The sequence below is a fragment of the Mesorhizobium sp. M4B.F.Ca.ET.143.01.1.1 genome, from assembly GCF_004792275.1.
Lineage (GTDB): Bacteria > Pseudomonadota > Alphaproteobacteria > Rhizobiales > Rhizobiaceae > Mesorhizobium > Mesorhizobium abyssinicae.
The window spans coordinates 820,705-837,074 of sequence record NZ_SRSR01000001.1 but is presented as its reverse complement, the minus strand read 5'-3'; the positions used below and the strand labels follow the sequence as shown (position 1 = coordinate 837,074).

Sequence of the window (16,370 nt, the reverse complement as noted above, 5' to 3'; positions counted from 1 at the left end):
TGAGCGACATGCATGAGGCCCGCCAAACGGGAGCCCGGGCCGCGCAAGCGGCCCTTTCATTTGGCAGACCTCTTGATTCCGGTAAGCTAAAACTTACCTCTAAGGACGCAAGCCAACGCTTGCTCGTAGTCGCAAGCAAACGCTTGCTCGTAGTTGACGCGGGGTGGAGCAGCCCGGTAGCTCGTCAGGCTCATAACCTGAAGGTCACAGGTTCAAATCCTGTCCCCGCAACCAAATCAAAAGGCCCGCTTGGCTCCTCGCCAGCGGGCCTTTTGCTTTGGCAGCCAACCATGGTCGCCCTACCCGCCAACCCGCTGGCTGCGGCGTCAAGAAAGTCGAGCGCTGAACGGCGCCGATGATCTTGACGCCGCGGGCTACCGAACCGATCTTCACAAAGCCCTTTTGGGCTACGGCCGTCGTCAGTTTTGCCGTCCCTTGCGTGATGATCGAACCGGCGGCCGCCGTATGCATTCCTGACCGGAGCGAAGGCGCAGAAGCCTGCCGCGTATCTGGAGAAACTTGGTGGCCCAGCGATCGGGAAGTGCGGATCTTCCGCTGCACGGCGGGCGCGTGCCGAAATGGCTCGGCGATCGCATGACCCGGCTTGGCGCCGTCATGTGCGAGGCGATCGTCCATCACTACGGCCGCGACGAATTGCTGCGCCGCCTGGCGCATCCGTTCTGGTTCCAGTCCTTCGGCGCCGTCATGGGCATGGACTGGCATTCGTCCGGGATCACCACCAGCGTTGTCGGCGCCCTGAAGCGCGGTCTGTCGCCGCTTTCCGGCGAGCTCGGCATCCACGTCTGTGGCGGCCGTGGCGCGCACTCGCGCAAGACCCCGCAGGAGCTTGCCAGCATCGGCGAGCGCGTCGGCTTCGATGGCCACAGGCTGGCGACCGCCAGCCGGCTGGTCGCCAAGGTCGACAGCGCCGCGGTGCAGGACGGATTCGATCTCTACCTGCACGGCTCATCGTTACCGATGACGGCAACTGGGTCGTCGTGCAACAGGGCATGAACGGCGATAGCCGGGTGGCGCGCCGCTATCACTGGCTGTCCGAAGGCCTGAAAAGCTTCGTCGACCAGCCGCATGCCGCGATCGAGGGCGCCAACCAAGGGGAGATCGTCAACCTGACCGACCGGCGGGCCGATGCCTCGCGACAGCGGCAACTGGAGCTTCTGCACAATCTCGGACCGGATCGTGAGCGAGCTTTCGGCGCTGGAGCGTGGCGCGCCGCCGCCGCCAGCGCAGCCGCTGCTGCCGCATCTGGTGATGCCGGCGCACCATGATGTGCGCGAAAGCGATGTCGTCATGCGCCGCCTGCACGGCAACATCGCGGCGGCGGCCGATCGCGGTCCGGAGGATTTTGCCGGGCTGCTGCTGGTGCCCGGCGTCGGCGCCCGCACGGTGCGGGCCCTTGCGCTGGTGGCCGAGGTTCTGCACGGCGCGCCATGCCGGTTTTCCGATCCCGGACGCTTTTCCCTGGCGCATGGCGGCAAGGATCGGCACCCGTTCCCGGTGCCGCTCAAGGTCTATGATGAAACGATCGGCGTGCTGAAGTCGGCGATGCAAAAGGCGAGGCTGGGTCGGGAGGAGGAGATCGGCGCCCTGAAGCGGCTGGACGACCAGTCCCGTCAGGTCGAACGCTACGTCACCGGTCCCAGTTTGAAAGAGATCGTCGCCGGCGAGTTCGACCAGTCGCACCTGCTTGGCGGCCGCAGCGTGTTCGGCTGGGAGAAACCGCCAGAGGCGACGACCGGCAAGCCCGCCAAGGAAGAACAGGGCTGAAAGTCCTCATGCGTCAAGGTCGATGAGGGCGATGCCAAGTTCCGGGCGTGTCCTGCGCCGCAAGTGGCCAGGCGTTTCGACCAGCGTGACCTCCAGCGTCGGCCGCACGAACCCGTTCAGCAGATGTCCGCCGCGCGTCGTGCCGTCCGCCAGGCCGAGCACGGCGTGGACGTGGAGGCTTGGCCTGCCGTCGTCGCCCTGAGCGATATCGCCGATTGCGCTCAGCACTTCGCACTGTTCCAGCACCGGAATCCTGCGGTATTCGGTCTTTTCAAAGTCGAACCATCCGACGGTCGCCCTTTCGAAGGCGCCGATGGCGGTCAGCGAGGCGCTGCCGATATCGTGATCGGCGGCAAACGCCGTCAGTGCCGAGAAGGCCTCTTCACCCATGTCCAGGACCACGATGAAGGTCCTCTGTTCGGCACTTTCGGCAACGAGTTGGGATTTCATCCTGAGCCTCCTGGCGGCTTTCTTTTTCTGTTGGTCGACCGTGTATGACCGTTGGCGGCAACTCGGCGGTCGCGCCCCCGCGCTACTGTACCGGAGCGGTGGCGGGGGCCGTGTAGCGCCGGCGCACCGCGTCGAGCACGCGCTTGCGGCTTTCCTGCGCCGACAGCGTCTTGTCCTTCTCCGCGGTCTCGGTTTCGCGGGCGAGGTCCTTGTCCCTGATCTGATGGCGGAACCATTCCGAGTAGTCGCCGGCGCGCAGATGATGCTCCCAGGTCTTGTCGTCGATGCCCTCGGCCATCTGGGCGAAGATAATCAGATTGTGCGCCCTGAGGTTCATGGCATCGTCCGGGCCCCTGAAATAGAAGCTGCCGGCCTCGTCGAGTTGCCCCTCGGCATATTTGCGGCTGTGCCGTTTGAGCGACTGGCGCGGCTCGATCGCCTTGACCGACATCGGCTTCTTGCCATTGCGCGGCCGCCAGAACAGCACGCGGTCACCCTTTTGCGACGACATCGCGCCCGGCTCTTCAACGCCGGTCTCGTGACAGAATGTCCGCACGACGCTCTTCGCCTTTGGGCCAAGCGCGATGACCGCTGTCACCAGGCGCAAGGCATCGGTCGAGATCGCTTCCGGATGGACGGTGATGAGCACCGTGCCCGGCAATTCCAGCGACAGCACGGCGCGCGTGTCGTCGCGGCGTTTCGGCAGGAGATGATGGGCTTCGTCGATGACCAGCCAGTGCGGCCTCGCCGTGCGGTAGCGGAAGCTGCCGAGGCCTGGCAGCAGGTCGGCGAAGAAGTCGGGCCGTTCGTTGACCCGCAACGCCAGCCCATTGACCACCACATTGGTGTCCGGCTTCTCGATCAGGTCGAGCAGCTGTTCCTTCGTCGGCACACTCGACCCGTCGCCGAGCTTGACCGCACCTTGCAGGCCGTCATAGTCGCCTTCCGGGTCGAAGATGCAGAACTGATAGCCGGTCTCGACGAAGCGCTCGGTCAGGGCGGTGGCCAGCGTGGATTTGCCGATGCCGGAACTGCCGGCGATCAGGACAGTGTCGGTCGGCGACAGATAGACGTCCTTGCCGCCGGACGTACCAAGCAGGATGCCGTCGCGGGGCCTTTTGACGAGCCCGCGATCGTGCTTGATCAATTTGCCGATCAGTTCCTCCACGCCCTTGCCGCGTGCGCCGCGCGTGACGAGATCGGCGGTGTTCTTGACCGCCGGCAGCGCATTGTCGACAGCAACGCTGCAGCCACAGGCCTGCAGGAAGGCATGATCGTTTTCCGCGTCGCCGACCCCCACCGCGTTGCGCGGCGACAGGCGAAGATCGCCAAGCGCGGCGGCGAGCCCGGTCGCCTTGTTGATGCCGCTCGGCAGGATCATCACCGCGCCCTTGTTGAAGATGATCTCCAGTTCCAGCCCGAGTTCCTTGATGACGTCGAGCACCGTGGCCTGGTGCGGCTCCCAGGTGGCGACGATGGAGCGCCCGACGGAAAGCGGTTTCACGCCGCGCTTCTTCAGCCCGGCGACGAGATCGGCCGACGGCGATGGCGATATCGTGCGCTCCTCCTCGCTGGCGGGCGTGTAGACCAGCGCTCCGTTTTCGGCGACGACCTTGTCGAACAATGCGAGTTCCGGAAAAACCCGCTTGAGGTCGGGCAACTCGCGTCCCGTCACCAGGATCAGTTTGCGGCCGGTCTTCTTCAACTGCTCGAGCGCCGACAGCGTCTTTTTGGTGACGATGCCATCGTGCGCCAGTGTGCCGTCATAGTCCGTCGCCAGGGCAATGAAATACATCCTCTGAGCCTCCATTGCTCGACGTGGATGGCTGTCTGTTAGCCTGAAGAAGGAACAACGCCTGTGGGACGAAAAGGTTTTGCGCCAATTGCGCGCGGAGCCGGAACTGCCGTGGCTGAGCGACGTTTCCAACGCACATCAGGTCAAGGAGTTCGACAATGCAAACCCCTGTCGCCAGTCCAACCTATCCTGCCGCCGCGCTTGCCATCATGCCCTTTGACGGCACGGTGACAGTCAGGTTCTCGGACGCCGTGGTGGCGTCCAGCGAGCGGGCGAAGGTGCTCCATGAAGGCGGAGGCGATCCGGTCTTCTACATACCGTTCGAAGACATCTATTTCGAACTTTTCGAGAAGACGAACACCACCACAAGCTCGCCCTTGGGCACGGCAAGTTACTGGCGCGTCCATGCCGTCGGCGGATCGGCCGACGATTTCATGTGGGCCTATGAGACGCCCGAAACAGCCGCTTTGGCCATCGCCCGTCACGGCGCCTTCGACCCGGACAAGGCGCGCATCGATGCCGACCCGGCAGAGGACGTACGGCATACGCCGCGCATCCCCGGATAATCTCCAGACGGGTCCGATGGGGCCTATCCGTGCGCCGGGAATGCAAACAGATCTGTATCGATGTCCTCGAGGCCGTCAATCGCCGATGAAACCATCTCGGAAGCGAGCTGCGAGAAGGTGATGCCATTGCCGCCATAGCCCATCACGGCGTGAATGCGCGGGTGGCGGGGCAGGGCGCCGATATAGGGCAGGCCGGAGGTTGTGGTTCCGAAGGAGCCGGTCCACGAGAATTCCGGCCTGGTGTCCAGCTTCGGCAACAAGCGGCCCAGTTTTGCCGCCAGGCGCTTGGACTTTTTGGCGATCAACGCATCGCGATGCTCCTCATCGGTGAAATCCTCGTCCTCGCCGCCGCAGATGACGCGGCCATCCGCCGTCGTGCGGATGTAAAGGTAAGGCTCCGACGCCTCCCAAAGCAAAGCGGCGCCTGGCCATATGTCTTTTGGCTGGCGCGCTGTGGCGATTGCCCAGGTCGAAACGATGCTGTGCGCGGTGGCCGGGATGATGTCGGTCAACTCATAGCCGGTGGCGAGCACCAGATGTCGCGCGGTGATCGTCGGACCACCGCCGGTTTTGACAACGACCTCGTCGCGATCGCTCCTGATCTCGTCCGCCTCCACAGGGGCATAAAGGCGCGCCTTGCGCCCCACCGCGCTGAGCAGGAGCCCGGCGGTTAGCTTGCGCGGGTCGAGCGCAATGTTGTCGTGGCTGAGGATGGCAGCCGCGCGATCGATGCCGAAACTATCCGACAGAGCCCTGCGGGTAAGATAGGTCGCGGCGATCCCGGCCTGCCGGCGGGCATCGCTTTCGTCGCGCAGCTGCGCCGGCGCGAGCAGATTGCCGGCAAGATAGAGTGACGGCAAGCGTGCCGGGTTGCAGGTTATGCCGAGTTCGGCAATCCGCCCGCGAAGATTGACCACGGCCAGGCGCGAGCGCCGCCACGCGCGCACGGCGTCGATCTTGCCCTTGATCGCGGCAAGTTTGATCAGCGGTTGATCAAGTTCAAATTGCACCAGCGCCGTCGTCGCCGAGGTCGATCCCAGAAGCGGGCCGCGCCGATCGATGCAGACCACGCCATGGCCCGCGCGCGCCAGTGCGTCCGCCATCATGGCGCCGCTGATGCCCATGCCGACGACCAGCACCTCGGCCTTTATGTCTCGCGTCAACTTTCCTGTGGGCACCGGCGGCGCGCGATAGGCGAACCAGACCGGCCGGCCGCTTCTGAGGTCGAGTTTGCGGACCAATGCTCCCTCCGCGCTATCCGACGGCGGCTCGCCACAGACAAAAGCCCGCCGATCGCTGCTCGATCAGCGGGCAATGCCAGGTCTGCCGGCGTCGCTACAGACGGCCGAGGACAACCAGGATGATGACGATCAGCAAGACCAGCCCAAGGCCGCCGCCGCCGTAGTAGCCGGTGCCGTAAAACGGTCCGCCGCCAAGGCCACTGAAGCCGCCAAGCAAGATGAGAATCAGTAGAATGATAAGAATTGTGCCGAGACCCATGGGAGTTTCCTCTCCTGTTTGCGCTGCGGTGCATCCCGCAACGCCGACTGTTGATCAGAGTATCAACTCGAAGAGGGCTTTCCTGTTCCGGCAAACGCCGCCGGACGTATCGCTTGGGTAGGGCCGGGCAATAGGCCTGTTGTGACAAAAATCGGCGTGAAGCCCCTACATCGGCAGCTCAGGTCCCTGTCGCAATCCCGTTGCGACGACCGAGACCCTGAATTTCCCGGCGAGCGCCCGGTCGAATATGGCGCCGACGATGATATCGGCATCAGCGTCGACCTCTTCGCGGATGCGGGTGGCGGCCTCGTCGACCTCGAACAGCGTCATGTCCGTGCCGCCCGAGATCGAGACAAGGACGCCCCTGGCACCGATCATGGACGCTTCGTCGAGCAGCGGGTTTGCAATCGCCGCCTCCGCGGCGTTCTTGGCCCGCCCTTCACCCGTGGCTTCCCCGGTCCCCATCATTGCGCGGCCCATGTCGCGCATCACCGACTTCACATCGGCGAAGTCGAGATTGATCAGGCCCTCCTTGACGATGAGGTCGGTGATGCAGCCGACGCCCGAGTAAAGGACCCGATCCGCCATGGCAAAAGCGTCGGCGAACGTCGTCTTGGCGTCGGCGACCCTGAACAGGTTCTGGTTCGGGATGACGATTACCGTATCGGCGCATTCGCGAAGCCGCTCGATGCCTTCCTGGGCCGATTGCATCCGCCGCTTGCCCTGGAAGCTGAACGGTTTGGTGACGACCGCCACCGTCAGGATGCCGGCCGCGCGCGCGGCATTCGCGATGACGGGAGCAGCGCCGGTGCCGGTTCCGCCTCCCATGCCCGCGGTCACAAAGCACATATGCGTTCCCGCAAGGTGATCCATGATTTCGTCGATCGATTCTTCAGCGGCGGCACGGCCGACTTCGGGCAGCGAACCGGCGCCCAGGCCCTCTGTGATACGGGCTCCCAACTGGATCAGCCTCGGTGCCTTGGACATGGTGAGCGCCTGCGCATCGGTATTGGCGACGATGAACTCGGCGCCCTGCAGGTTCTCGGCAATCATGTTGTTGATCGCGTTTCCGCCGCCGCCGCCAACACCGACGACCGTTATCTTCGGCCTCATTTCCGAGATTGCTGGCCTTGTCGCGGTGTTCATCGCCGTATCTCCTTGAAATGCACCTGGCGCTTGGATCGACGAAAAATCTTCCAGTCGGCGCGACGTTTGAGCGCGCCAATGTGCAAGAATCAGGTTCTATCGCTCCGGCAAATGGAATCAGAGCGTGGACTTGGCCGCAAGACAAATGCGCCTATGGTCGTCGCTCACCCGCGGGCTCTGCCGTGCGCATGTGGCCTGCGGATCACTGTGCGGTCATATTACCCGGATCCGGGGACACCCGGGCAGATTGCGAAGACAGGAGTGAAGGATGCGGCAGGCACTGATCGTTTGGGGCGGCTGGGAAGGCCACGAGCCGGAACTCGGCGCGCGCGCCGTCAAGGCCATGCTCGAGGAAGAGGGATTTGCCGTTCGCGTCGAGACCTCGACCGCGGCATTCGCCGATCCCGCAATCGCCCACCTCAGCCTGATCGTGCCGATCTACACCATGTCCAAGCTGAGCAAGGCCGAGGAGTCCAACCTCGTCAGCGCAATCGCGGGAGGCGTCGGCCTTGGCGGTTACCATGGCGGCATGGGCGATGCGTTCCGCGAATCGACCGATTACCAATTCATGTGCGGCGGCCAGTGGGTCGCCCATCCCGGCAACATCATCGACTACCAGGTCGACATCGTCCGCCGCGACGATCCGATCATGAGCGGCATCGACGATTTCCCCTACCGCTCCGAGCAGTACTACATGCATGTCGACCCGTCGAACGAGGTGCTGGCGACCACCACGTTCACGGGCGCGCACGCCCCTTGGATCGACGGCGTCGTCATGCCGGTGGTCTGGAAGCGCCGGCACGGCAAGGGCCGCGTGTTCTACTCGTCGCTGGGGCATGTGGCCAAGGAGTTCGAGGTGCCGCAGATGCGGACCATCCTGCGCCGTGGGCTGGCCTGGGCAGCGCGCTGAGACCCATGACAGGCAGCGGGGCCGGTATGGTACGACCGGTCCCGCTTTCTTTGTCTTGCAGCCCCTGTGCCGCCGCAGGCGCGTCAGGTTGCTGACGGCCTCACGCGGCACGCAAAGGCTTCATCTTGCTGCAAATCGGACACCGCCGTCGTCGCGAAGGCGATCCACGCACAGGGCGCGAAGGACGAGCGCGGCGTCTGCATAGGTGATCGACCTTTCGCCGCCGGCGGGCAACATGCCGCCGACGGTGTCCAGGACATCGGCCTCGATGCGCCAAGGCAGGATGTCGGTGCAGGTCCGCATGCGGCCGAAGACCGAGCTGATCGGGATCAAATGGCCTTCGAACTCGACTTGCGGTTCGTCCGTGCCCGGAGTCCAGGCCTGGTAGGCTTCCAGAGCCTCGTCGAAGGCGCCATGCAGCTGGATTGGGGCATGGCCCTCGTGCAGTGCGGGCAGCAGGCGTGTGGTCATCGGTCTCCTCCTCGATCGCGGCAGCAATGCCTGCCGTCCAACGCCCCCGCGCCCATGATGAATTGATCGGTCTGCTACACCGGCCTGACGGTGGTGGGATCTGGAACGATCTCCGGAAATGTCTGCGTCATCGTCATCTCCTGATCATACGAACACGAATGGCGAAAAAGTCAGGCACTTGGACGGGCAGTATGACCTGCTCCGGAATAAATGTCTATAAAGTTTGTAGACATTCGTTAGACAGAGCTAAGATGAACGCCACCGCTTCGCTTGTCGAGGAGCCGGCGCGTGTCACTCCACGATGAACCGGCACGAGCCGGCCAACGTCTCGTTCGGTTCGAGCGCGACCAGCCCGCCGAGATCGGCTCGATGATGCGCGTCGACGCTGTGGGTCATCGGCTCGAAGCAGAACCAGTCATGGCGATAGAGCGCGTCGAAGGCTGCATCCGAAACGAAGATCATGCAGCGCGAGAATTGCGCATCGGCCTCGATCCGCAGACGCGATCCGGTCTCCGGCCACATTATGGTCGCCGCACCGTTCCAGCCTTCGAACTCGGTGTTCATCCAGGTCCCGGGCAGCCGGCGGCCGCCGGAAAAATCCATGCCGCCGCGCGCAGGATGGCTCTTCTGCGGCAGGAAAGCCGCGTCCTGCTCCCAGTAGCGTTCGGCGGTGAAGTCGACGATGGTGGCCGGCGTCATCGGCAGGAACGGATGCAGGCCGAGCCCGTAGGGCAGGCGCCGGCGCGCGCGGTTGGTCACCGAAAGGCTGACGGACAGCATGTTGTCGGAGAGGGCAAAACGCTGCTCCGCGCGGTAGGCGTAGGGTCCATCCTTGCCGGCATGACCGTAGGCGATGGTCAGCTCGTGATGGTCGTGAGCGATGGTCCGCCAATGGCCAAGCCAGGCGTCGCCGTGAATGTAGTGCGGGTCGCTCGCAGTGTTCGGTTGCAGACGATGGGTCGCTCCGTCGAAGACAAAGTCGTTGCCGCGCAGCCGGTTGCCGAACGGGATCAGCGGAAAACACACATCCGCTTCCACTGCTCCGCGGTGGAAAACGGGAACCGGACCGCTCGCCGCGTGGCGGTCGAAGCGATGGATCGCGCCGCCGGCAAGATCGACCGAAAGCGCCAGCGTGTCATTGGAGATCTGCAGCATGCCCATTGCGGAGCCCGATATAGATCGTATGAATGAAAGATTTACATAAGACCTAGCCTCTCATACAACAGCTTGCAACGGCGCTCTATCGGGAGAGGATCTGCGTGGAAACCATAGCTCCTACAGATGCACTCGGCTGGATGCCATCGGTCGACCAGACCGGCGCCAGCGTGCACAACGCCGTGGTCAGCGTGCTCGGCAGCCGCATCCTGGGCGGAGAATACGCGCCGGGAGACGCCCTGCCGCGCGAAGAGGAACTGTGCGCCATGCTGGGCGTCAGCCGCACTTCGGTCCGGGAAGCGGTCAAGGTCCTGTCGGCGAAGGGCCTTGTCGAAGCGAGGCGCCGCGCCGGCGTGCGCGTGCTGGCGCGCGACAATTGGCGGCTGCTCGATCCGGTGGTGCTCGGCTGGCACCCGTCCATCCAGGACGACGAGGAACTGGTTTCCGGCCTGCTCGAGGCGCGCAGGATCTTCGAGCCCGCCGCGGCGGAGCTTGCGGCCAGGCGCGCCACGGCAGCCGACCTCGCCGAAATCGAGCGCGCCGTGGTCGGCATGCGCGACAACATCCCGAATGATCTCAATGCAGTCTGCCAGGCGGACCTGGCCTTCCACAAGGGCGTGATCGCCGCCAGCCACAATGTCGTGCTGAAGGGGCTGGTCGGCATGCTGGAGGCCGCCTTGCGCGCCACCTTCCTCGTCACCAATCCGCTGATGGAAGCGCAGTCGCGCGCGCTCTCGGCGCATGTCGCGGTGCTGGAAGCGATCCGCATCCGCGACACGGCCGGCGCCCGCGCGGCCATGAATCGACTGCTCGACATCGCCGCCGACGATCTTCACGCCAAGGGCTGAGATTTCCGCCTTGACGCCATTTTAGATCATATGATAACTCAATTTCATATGATCTAAGTGTCGCCTGGGAGGAGTAGCGCTTGAGAATCGTGGCGATCACCACGCGCGTCGTGAACGCGGACATGCGCAACTGGGTGTTCGTGCGTATCGAGACCGACCAGCCCGGCCTCTATGGCTGGGGCGAGGCGACGCTGGAGTGGAAGACCCAGGCCGTCGTCGGCGCCGTCAACGACCTGGCGCCGCTTCTGATCGGGCGCGATCCGCGCGACATCGAGCAGGCGGTGCGCATCCTCAAGAAGCATTCGTTCTGGCGGCTCGGCGTGATCGGCATGTCGGCCGTCTCCGGCATCGAGCTGGCGCTGTGGGACATTTTCGGCAAGTGGCTTGGCCAGCCGGTCTGGCGGCTGCTCGGCGGCAAGGTGCGCGACCGGGTCAAGGTCTACACCCACCTCGGCCTCGGCGACATGCGCGCCGTGTACGAGACGCTCGACGCCGAGCCGCTGGTGAAGCGCGCCTCCGAAGTGGTGGCCAAGGGCTATCGCGCGCTGAAGGCCGTCTTCATCCCCTACAGCCACTACCACGCGCCGCTCACCGAGGTCGAAAAGGTCGGCCGGCTGATGGAGGCGCTGCGTAAGACGGTCGGTCCCGAGGTCGAGATCATGGTCGATTTCCACGGTCGCCCCGCCTCGGCCTCGACCGCGCTCGCCTATATCGACGTGCTTGCGCCATACCGGCCGATGTTCATCGAGGAGCCGCTGCCGCCCGGCGAGACCGGCGCACTGACGCAGCTCGCCGCCAAGTCGCGCGTGCCGATCGCCACCGGCGAGCGGCTCATCGACCGTGCCGAATTCGACGATCTGTTCCGGGCAAGGGCGGTCGACATCGTGCAGCCAGACATCTGCCATTGCGGCGGCCTGCTCGAGGCGAAGAAGATCGCGGCGATGGCCGAGGCGGTATCGGTCGGCGTGGCGCCGCACAATCCGCTCGGTCCGATCGCCGGTGCGGCGGCGCTGCATTTCGCCGTCTCCACGCCCAACCATCTGATCCAGGAAGAGATGGTCGGCGCGGTGCCCTGGTATTTCGAGGTGGTGAAGGGGCCGATCCGCATGGTCGACGGCTGCTGGCAGGTCCCGGAAGCGCCGGGGCTCGGCATCGAGGTTGACGAGGCGGTCGCTGCCCGGCACCCCTACAAGCCTGAGGTCATGCACACCACCAACGCCGTGCTTTCCGACGGCACCATCGTGGACTGGTGACCATGGCCGGGCGTCTCAAAGACAAGGTGGTGATCATCACCGGCGCCGGGCGTGGCATCGGCGAGGCGACGGCGCGCGCCATGGCCGCCGAAGGGGCGGTGATCGTCGTCGCGGAAAAGGACGCGGCGACCGGAAAGAGCGTCGCAGCGTCGCTTGCCGACTGCGGCGTGAAGGCGCTGTTCGTTGAAACCGATGTCGCGGACGCCGGCTCTTGCGAGACGACGGCCGAGCAGGCACTCCGCGCCTTCGGCCGCATCGACGTGCTGGTCGCCAATGCCGGCATCAACGTGTTCCACGAGCCGCTGGAAACCACCGAAGACGAATGGCGGCGCTGCTTTGCCGTCGATCTCGACGGCGTCTGGTATTCGGCGCGCGCGGTGCTGCCGGCGATGCGCGACCAGAAACAGGGTTCGATCGTCGCGATCGCGTCCTGTCATTCCTTCGCGATCATCCCGTCGACCTTTCCCTATCCGGTCGCCAAGCACGGGCTGCTCGGCCTGGTGCGGTCGCTCGGCATCCAATACGCGGCCGAGGGCATCCGCGTGAACGCGATTGCGCCCGGCTACATCGAGACGCAGATCGCGGTCGACTACTGGAACACATTCCCAGACCCGCAGGCCGAGCGCCAGCGCACCTACGATTTGCATCCGCCGCGCCGCATCGGCCGGCCGGAGGAAGTGGCCATGACCGCCGTCTTCCTCGGCTCCGACGAGGCGCCGTTCATCAACGCGGCCTGCATCGTCATCGATGGCGGGCGCTCGGTTCTCTACCACGAATGAGGTTTCGCGCCGGCGGCCGGTCGCCGGGAACGTCTTCAAGCAAAATGGGGTCTCGCCGGCCGGGATCCAGAGGGAGGAAACCATGAAACCAATGATCAAGGCATGCCTTGCGGTGGCCGCGACCGCAGCCGTCGCTCTGACGGTCCACGGCGCGGGCGCGCAGGACAAGATGAAGTTCGGCTACATCAACAAGATGGGCGATCACCCGTGGTTCGTCCGCGAGGTGCAGGGCGCCAAGGACAAGGCCAAAGAGCTCGGCGTCGATCTCCTGGTGCAGGATGTCCAGTTCGACGCCAACCTCGCCGTCACCACCTTCGACACCTATGTCGGCGACGGCGTCAAAGGCATTGCCGTGGTGGTGCCTGACCGTTCGCTCGGCCCGGTCGTCGCCGACAAGGCCAAGGCCGCCAAGATCGGACTGATCGCGGTCGACGACGACATCGCCTTTGCCGACGGCAGCCCGGTCGCCTATGTCGGCATGAACGCGCTCAACATCGGCAAGCAGGTCGGCGGCGAGATCGCCCGCATCGTCAAGGCCGAGGGCTGGGACAAGGACCTTTCCAAGGTGCGCGTCGGCTCGATCGAGGACCAGAAGGCCGATACCTGCATGCGCCGCAACAAGGGCGCCGAGGAAGCGCTCGTCGCGGCGATCCCGGAGATCAAGTCGCGCATCCTGTCGATCCCCTACGACAACACCATGGTCAACTCGATCGACGTGGTGTCGACGACGCTGACGGCCAATCCGGACGCCGAGAAGTGGATCTTCTACTCCTGCAACGACGACGGCGTGCTCGGCGGTGTGCGCGCCACCGAGAATGCCGGCATGAAGCCGGAGAACGTCATCGGCATCGGCATCGACGGCTCGCGCTCCTGCGAGGCCTTCGGCTCCGGCAAGCCCACCGGCTTCCGCGGCACGATGTGGCTGGACAGCGCCAAGCATGGCGCCGCGGCGATCCAGGCGCTCTATGACCAAGCCACTGGCAAGGAAATGCAGAAGGACTATTTCCAGGACGCGACGCTGATCAGCGGCGAGAACTTCGCCAAGTTCAAGGACACGCTCGGTTGCAAGTCCTAGGCTTCCTTCCGGCCTCATTGTCGGCCTCGGGGCGCGCGGCCTCACAGGGAGCCGCGCGCCGATGACCGTGCCCGTCGTTTCCGTCGAGGGCGTCAGCAAGCGCTTCGGCGCGGTGCAGGCGCTGCGCGACGTCTCCGTTGCCTTCCATGCCGGCGAGATCACCGCTTTGATCGGCGAGAACGGCGCCGGCAAGTCCACGCTGATGCGCGTGCTGGAGGGCGAGCATCGCCCGGACAGCGGTCGCGTTCTGGTCGATGGTCAGCCGGTCCAGCTCAACTCGCCACGCGCAGCACACGGCTCGGGCATCCGGGTCATCCACCAGGAGCCGGAGATCATCCCGGAGCTGACGGTGGCGGAAAACATCTTCATCGGCGACATCAAGGCGCGGGGCGGGATTTTTCTCGACCGCACGGATCTGGAGCGGCGCAGCCTCGAGCTGCTCAACACCTTCGGCGTGGTCGACGTGCTGTCACCCGGGCAACGCTGCCATGGCCTGAGCCCGGCGCTCAGGCAACTGATCGAGATCATGCGCGCGCTGCGCCCAGGGGCGCGGCTGCTCGCCTTCGACGAGCCGACCTCGTCGCTCACGGAGGATGAGGCGCAGCGGCTGTTCCGGGTCATCCGGCGGCTGAAGGCCGATGGCGTCGCGGTGATCTACATCTCGCACCGGCTGCGCGAGATCATCGAGCTTGCCGACCGTTGCGTGGTGATGCGCGACGGCAGCCGCGTCGCCGACGAGCCGATCGCAGAGCTCGACGAGCAGCGCATGGTGCGGCTGATGGTGGGCAGGCCGGTGAGCGATCTGTTCAACCGCAAGGAGCGCACGCTCGGACCGGTGCGGCTGGCGCTCAACGATGTCACGACACGGCGTGTCCAGGGGATCAGCTTCGAGGTGAGGGCGGGCGAGATTGTCGGGCTGGGCGGCCTGGTCGGCGCCGGGCGCACGGAAGTCGCGCGCGCCATCGTCGGCCTCGATCCGCTGCAGTCGGGGCAGATGGCGGCCGGCGGCCAACCTTACCGGCCGCGCGAGCCTTCGGATGCCGTGGCCGCAGGTATCGGGCTGGTGCCGGAAGACCGGAAGCAGGAGGCGCTGCTTCTGATGCAGGCGGTGCGCGACAATGTCAGCCTGGTGGTGCCCGACAAGGTGTCGCGCTACGGCTTCTTCAGCCGCCGCCGCGAGCGCGCGCTGGTCGCCCATCACGTCGCCGAGCTCAGGGTCAAGACGCCGTCGATCGAACAGGCGGTGGGAAAACTTTCCGGCGGCAACCAGCAGAAGGTCGTGTTCGCCCGCTGGCAGGCGCGCGGGCCGGCGGTGCTCATCCTCGACGAGCCGACGCGCGGCATCGACGTCGGCGCCAAGGCGGAGATCTACAGGTTGATCGAAAGCCTGGCCGACCGGGGCCTCGCCATCCTGCTCATCTCCTCCGAAATGCCGGAGCTGCTCGGCCTCGCCGACCGCGTGCTGGTCATGCAGGGCGGACGCATCAGCGGCGAGCTGCCTTGGCAGGAGGCGAGCGAGGAGGCCGTGCTGGCGCTGGCCATGCGCTCGGGGAAAGAGACAATCGAAAGGAGGGTATCGTGACCGATACTGCGACGGCCGGCCGCGAGCGCGTGCCGGCAACCCTGCTTGGCCGCATCGGCGCGCAGAACATCAGCCTGCTGATCGCGCTGGTGGTGCTGTTGGCGATTTTTGGCGCGCTGAGGCCGGACGTCTTCTTCACACCGCGCAACCTGATCAACATCGGCCTCGCGGTCACCCTCCTCGGCATCCTCGCCATGGCGCAGACGGTCGTCATCGTCTCCGGCGGGCTCGACATATCGGTCGGATCGATCGTCGGCCTGAGCACCATGGTGCTTGCCGTCGCCGCGCAGGAAACCGGTTCCATACCGATCGGCATTCTGGCCGGCCTGCTTGCCGGCCTGCTGGCGGGCGCGATCAACGGGTTGATCATCGTCTACGGTCCGGTCAACGCGGTGATCGCCACGCTCGGAACGATGTCGGCCTTCCGCGGCCTCGCCTATCTGATGAACAACGGCAACTCGATCCCGATCACCGGCGACAGTCTGCGGGCGCTGGGCATCGGCACGCTCTTCGGCCTGCCCTTCGCCATCTGGCTGCTGATCGCGGCGATGGCGGCGTTCATCGTCTTCACCCGCGAGACGGTCGTCGGCCGCAACATCTACGCGCTCGGCGGCAATCCGACGGTGGCGCGGCTGGCCGGGATCCCGATCCGCCGCTACCAGATCTCTATCTATGCGATGAGCGGGTTCGCGGCGGCAGTGGCCGGCCTGGTGCTTGCCAGCCGCACCATGTCCGGCCAGCCTGCCTCCGGCAGCCAGGGGCTGGAGCTGGAAGCGATCACCGCCGCGATCCTCGGCGGCTGCGCGCTGCAGGGCGGCAAGGGCACGATCGTCGGCGCCATGCTTGGCGTGCTGATCATCGGCGTGCTCAACAACGGCATGATCCTGACCAGCGTTCCGACCTTCTATCAGCTGCTCGCCAAGGGCGCGCTGCTGATCCTGGCGGTCATCGTCCAGGAACGCCAGCGGGCGCGGACCGGAGAGTGAGCTGACTAGAGCAGTTCACCGTTTCACGGATACGGCGGCCTGCTCTAACTCATTGTTTTGATGCAATTC

Annotated in this window: 17 protein-coding genes, 1 tRNA gene and 1 pseudogene; 11 read left to right on the top strand and 8 right to left on the bottom strand. The window is 65.2% G+C overall.

Going from position 1 to position 16,370, the window contains the following annotated elements:
• The first annotated feature begins 157 nt into the window (after window positions 1-157).
• Window positions 158-234, top strand: a tRNA-Met gene (locus tag EN786_RS04060).
• On the opposite strand, the gene EN786_RS04055 is transcribed toward EN786_RS04060, so the two are convergent.
• On the bottom strand, window positions 205-471 hold the full coding sequence (locus EN786_RS04055; protein WP_127309405.1) for a hypothetical protein: 267 nt from the start codon (window positions 469-471) through the stop codon (window positions 205-207). The two genes, EN786_RS04060 and EN786_RS04055, sit on opposite strands and share 30 nt — an antisense overlap.
• Before the next feature lie 123 nt (window positions 472-594).
• Between EN786_RS04055 and EN786_RS39425 the strand changes: the two are divergent.
• Window positions 595-1,131, top strand: a pseudogene (locus EN786_RS39425) (DUF763 domain-containing protein).
• Window positions 1,132-1,197: 66 nt separating this feature from the next.
• Complete coding sequence (locus EN786_RS39420; protein WP_348627058.1) at window positions 1,198-1,785, top strand: DUF763 domain-containing protein; 588 nt, start codon at window positions 1,198-1,200, stop codon at window positions 1,783-1,785.
• A gap of 6 nt (window positions 1,786-1,791) precedes the next feature.
• Here EN786_RS39420 and EN786_RS04045 read toward each other — a convergent pair whose 3' ends face one another.
• Window positions 1,792-2,235 (bottom strand): PPC domain-containing DNA-binding protein, encoded by a 444-nt coding sequence (locus EN786_RS04045; RefSeq protein WP_127283188.1) that lies wholly within the window; start codon window positions 2,233-2,235, stop codon window positions 1,792-1,794.
• 82 nt (window positions 2,236-2,317) lie between these two features.
• Window positions 2,318-4,030, bottom strand: coding sequence for an HAD family hydrolase (locus EN786_RS04040; protein ID WP_127309404.1), 1,713 nt, complete (start codon window positions 4,028-4,030; stop codon window positions 2,318-2,320).
• Between the two features lie 158 nt (window positions 4,031-4,188).
• Between EN786_RS04040 and EN786_RS04035 the strand changes: the two genes are divergently transcribed.
• Window positions 4,189-4,596, top strand: a complete 408-nt coding sequence (locus tag EN786_RS04035) for a DUF427 domain-containing protein (RefSeq protein WP_127309403.1) — start codon at window positions 4,189-4,191, stop codon at window positions 4,594-4,596.
• Window positions 4,597-4,619: 23 nt separating this feature from the next.
• Here the strand turns inward: EN786_RS04035 and EN786_RS04030 are convergent, their stop codons facing one another.
• The 3 genes from EN786_RS04030 to ftsZ all read right to left on the bottom strand — a co-directional run bounded on the left by EN786_RS04030 (window position 4,620) and on the right by ftsZ (window position 7,242).
• Entirely contained in the window at window positions 4,620-5,837 is a 1,218-nt protein-coding gene (locus EN786_RS04030) for an FAD-binding oxidoreductase (protein ID WP_127283185.1), read from the bottom strand.
• 94 nt (window positions 5,838-5,931) lie between these two features.
• Window positions 5,932-6,096 carry a DUF3309 family protein gene (locus EN786_RS04025; protein ID WP_127283184.1) on the bottom strand — a complete coding sequence of 55 codons (165 nt, stop codon included), beginning with the start codon at window positions 6,094-6,096 and terminating at the stop codon, window positions 5,932-5,934.
• Window positions 6,097-6,261: 165 nt separating this feature from the next.
• Complete coding sequence (gene ftsZ, locus EN786_RS04020) at window positions 6,262-7,242, bottom strand: cell division protein FtsZ (protein ID WP_135907987.1); 981 nt, start codon at window positions 7,240-7,242, stop codon at window positions 6,262-6,264.
• A 268-nt stretch (window positions 7,243-7,510) separates the two neighbouring features.
• Between ftsZ and EN786_RS04015 the strand changes: the two genes are divergently transcribed.
• Window positions 7,511-8,152: a ThuA domain-containing protein gene (locus EN786_RS04015; protein WP_127311162.1), complete on the top strand. Its 642-nt coding sequence runs from the start codon at window positions 7,511-7,513 to the stop codon at window positions 8,150-8,152.
• 120 nt (window positions 8,153-8,272) lie between these two features.
• On the opposite strand, the gene EN786_RS04010 is transcribed toward EN786_RS04015, so the two are convergent.
• Together EN786_RS04010 and EN786_RS04005 are read right to left on the bottom strand one after the other, a co-directional pair.
• Window positions 8,273-8,623, bottom strand: coding sequence for a hypothetical protein (locus tag EN786_RS04010; RefSeq protein WP_127311161.1), 351 nt, complete (start codon window positions 8,621-8,623; stop codon window positions 8,273-8,275).
• A 291-nt stretch (window positions 8,624-8,914) separates the two neighbouring features.
• Window positions 8,915-9,784: an aldose 1-epimerase gene (locus EN786_RS04005; RefSeq protein WP_127311160.1), complete on the bottom strand. Its 870-nt coding sequence runs from the start codon at window positions 9,782-9,784 to the stop codon at window positions 8,915-8,917.
• Window positions 9,785-9,882: 98 nt separating this feature from the next.
• Between EN786_RS04005 and EN786_RS04000 the strand changes: the two genes are divergently transcribed.
• The 6 genes from EN786_RS04000 (at window position 9,883) to EN786_RS03975 (ending at window position 16,301) form a co-directional block, all read left to right on the top strand.
• A complete protein-coding gene (locus tag EN786_RS04000; RefSeq protein WP_127311159.1) occupies window positions 9,883-10,626 on the top strand; it encodes a FadR/GntR family transcriptional regulator in 744 nt (247 codons plus the stop codon).
• Window positions 10,627-10,715: 89 nt separating this feature from the next.
• Entirely contained in the window at window positions 10,716-11,879 is a 1,164-nt protein-coding gene (gene dgoD, locus EN786_RS03995; RefSeq protein WP_245478386.1) for a galactonate dehydratase, read from the top strand.
• 2 nt (window positions 11,880-11,881) lie between these two features.
• A complete protein-coding gene (locus EN786_RS03990; RefSeq protein ID WP_127287215.1) occupies window positions 11,882-12,658 on the top strand; it encodes an SDR family oxidoreductase in 777 nt (258 codons plus the stop codon).
• A gap of 82 nt (window positions 12,659-12,740) precedes the next feature.
• Window positions 12,741-13,733 carry a substrate-binding domain-containing protein gene (locus EN786_RS03985; protein ID WP_245478385.1) on the top strand — a complete coding sequence of 331 codons (993 nt, stop codon included), beginning with the start codon at window positions 12,741-12,743 and terminating at the stop codon, window positions 13,731-13,733.
• Between the two features lie 61 nt (window positions 13,734-13,794).
• Complete coding sequence (locus EN786_RS03980; RefSeq protein ID WP_135907985.1) at window positions 13,795-15,315, top strand: sugar ABC transporter ATP-binding protein; 1,521 nt, start codon at window positions 13,795-13,797, stop codon at window positions 15,313-15,315.
• Window positions 15,312-16,301 (top strand): ABC transporter permease, encoded by a 990-nt coding sequence (locus tag EN786_RS03975; protein ID WP_245478376.1) that lies wholly within the window; start codon window positions 15,312-15,314, stop codon window positions 16,299-16,301. Before EN786_RS03980 ends, EN786_RS03975 begins: the two co-directional genes overlap by 4 nt.
• Window positions 16,302-16,370 lie beyond the last annotated feature (69 nt).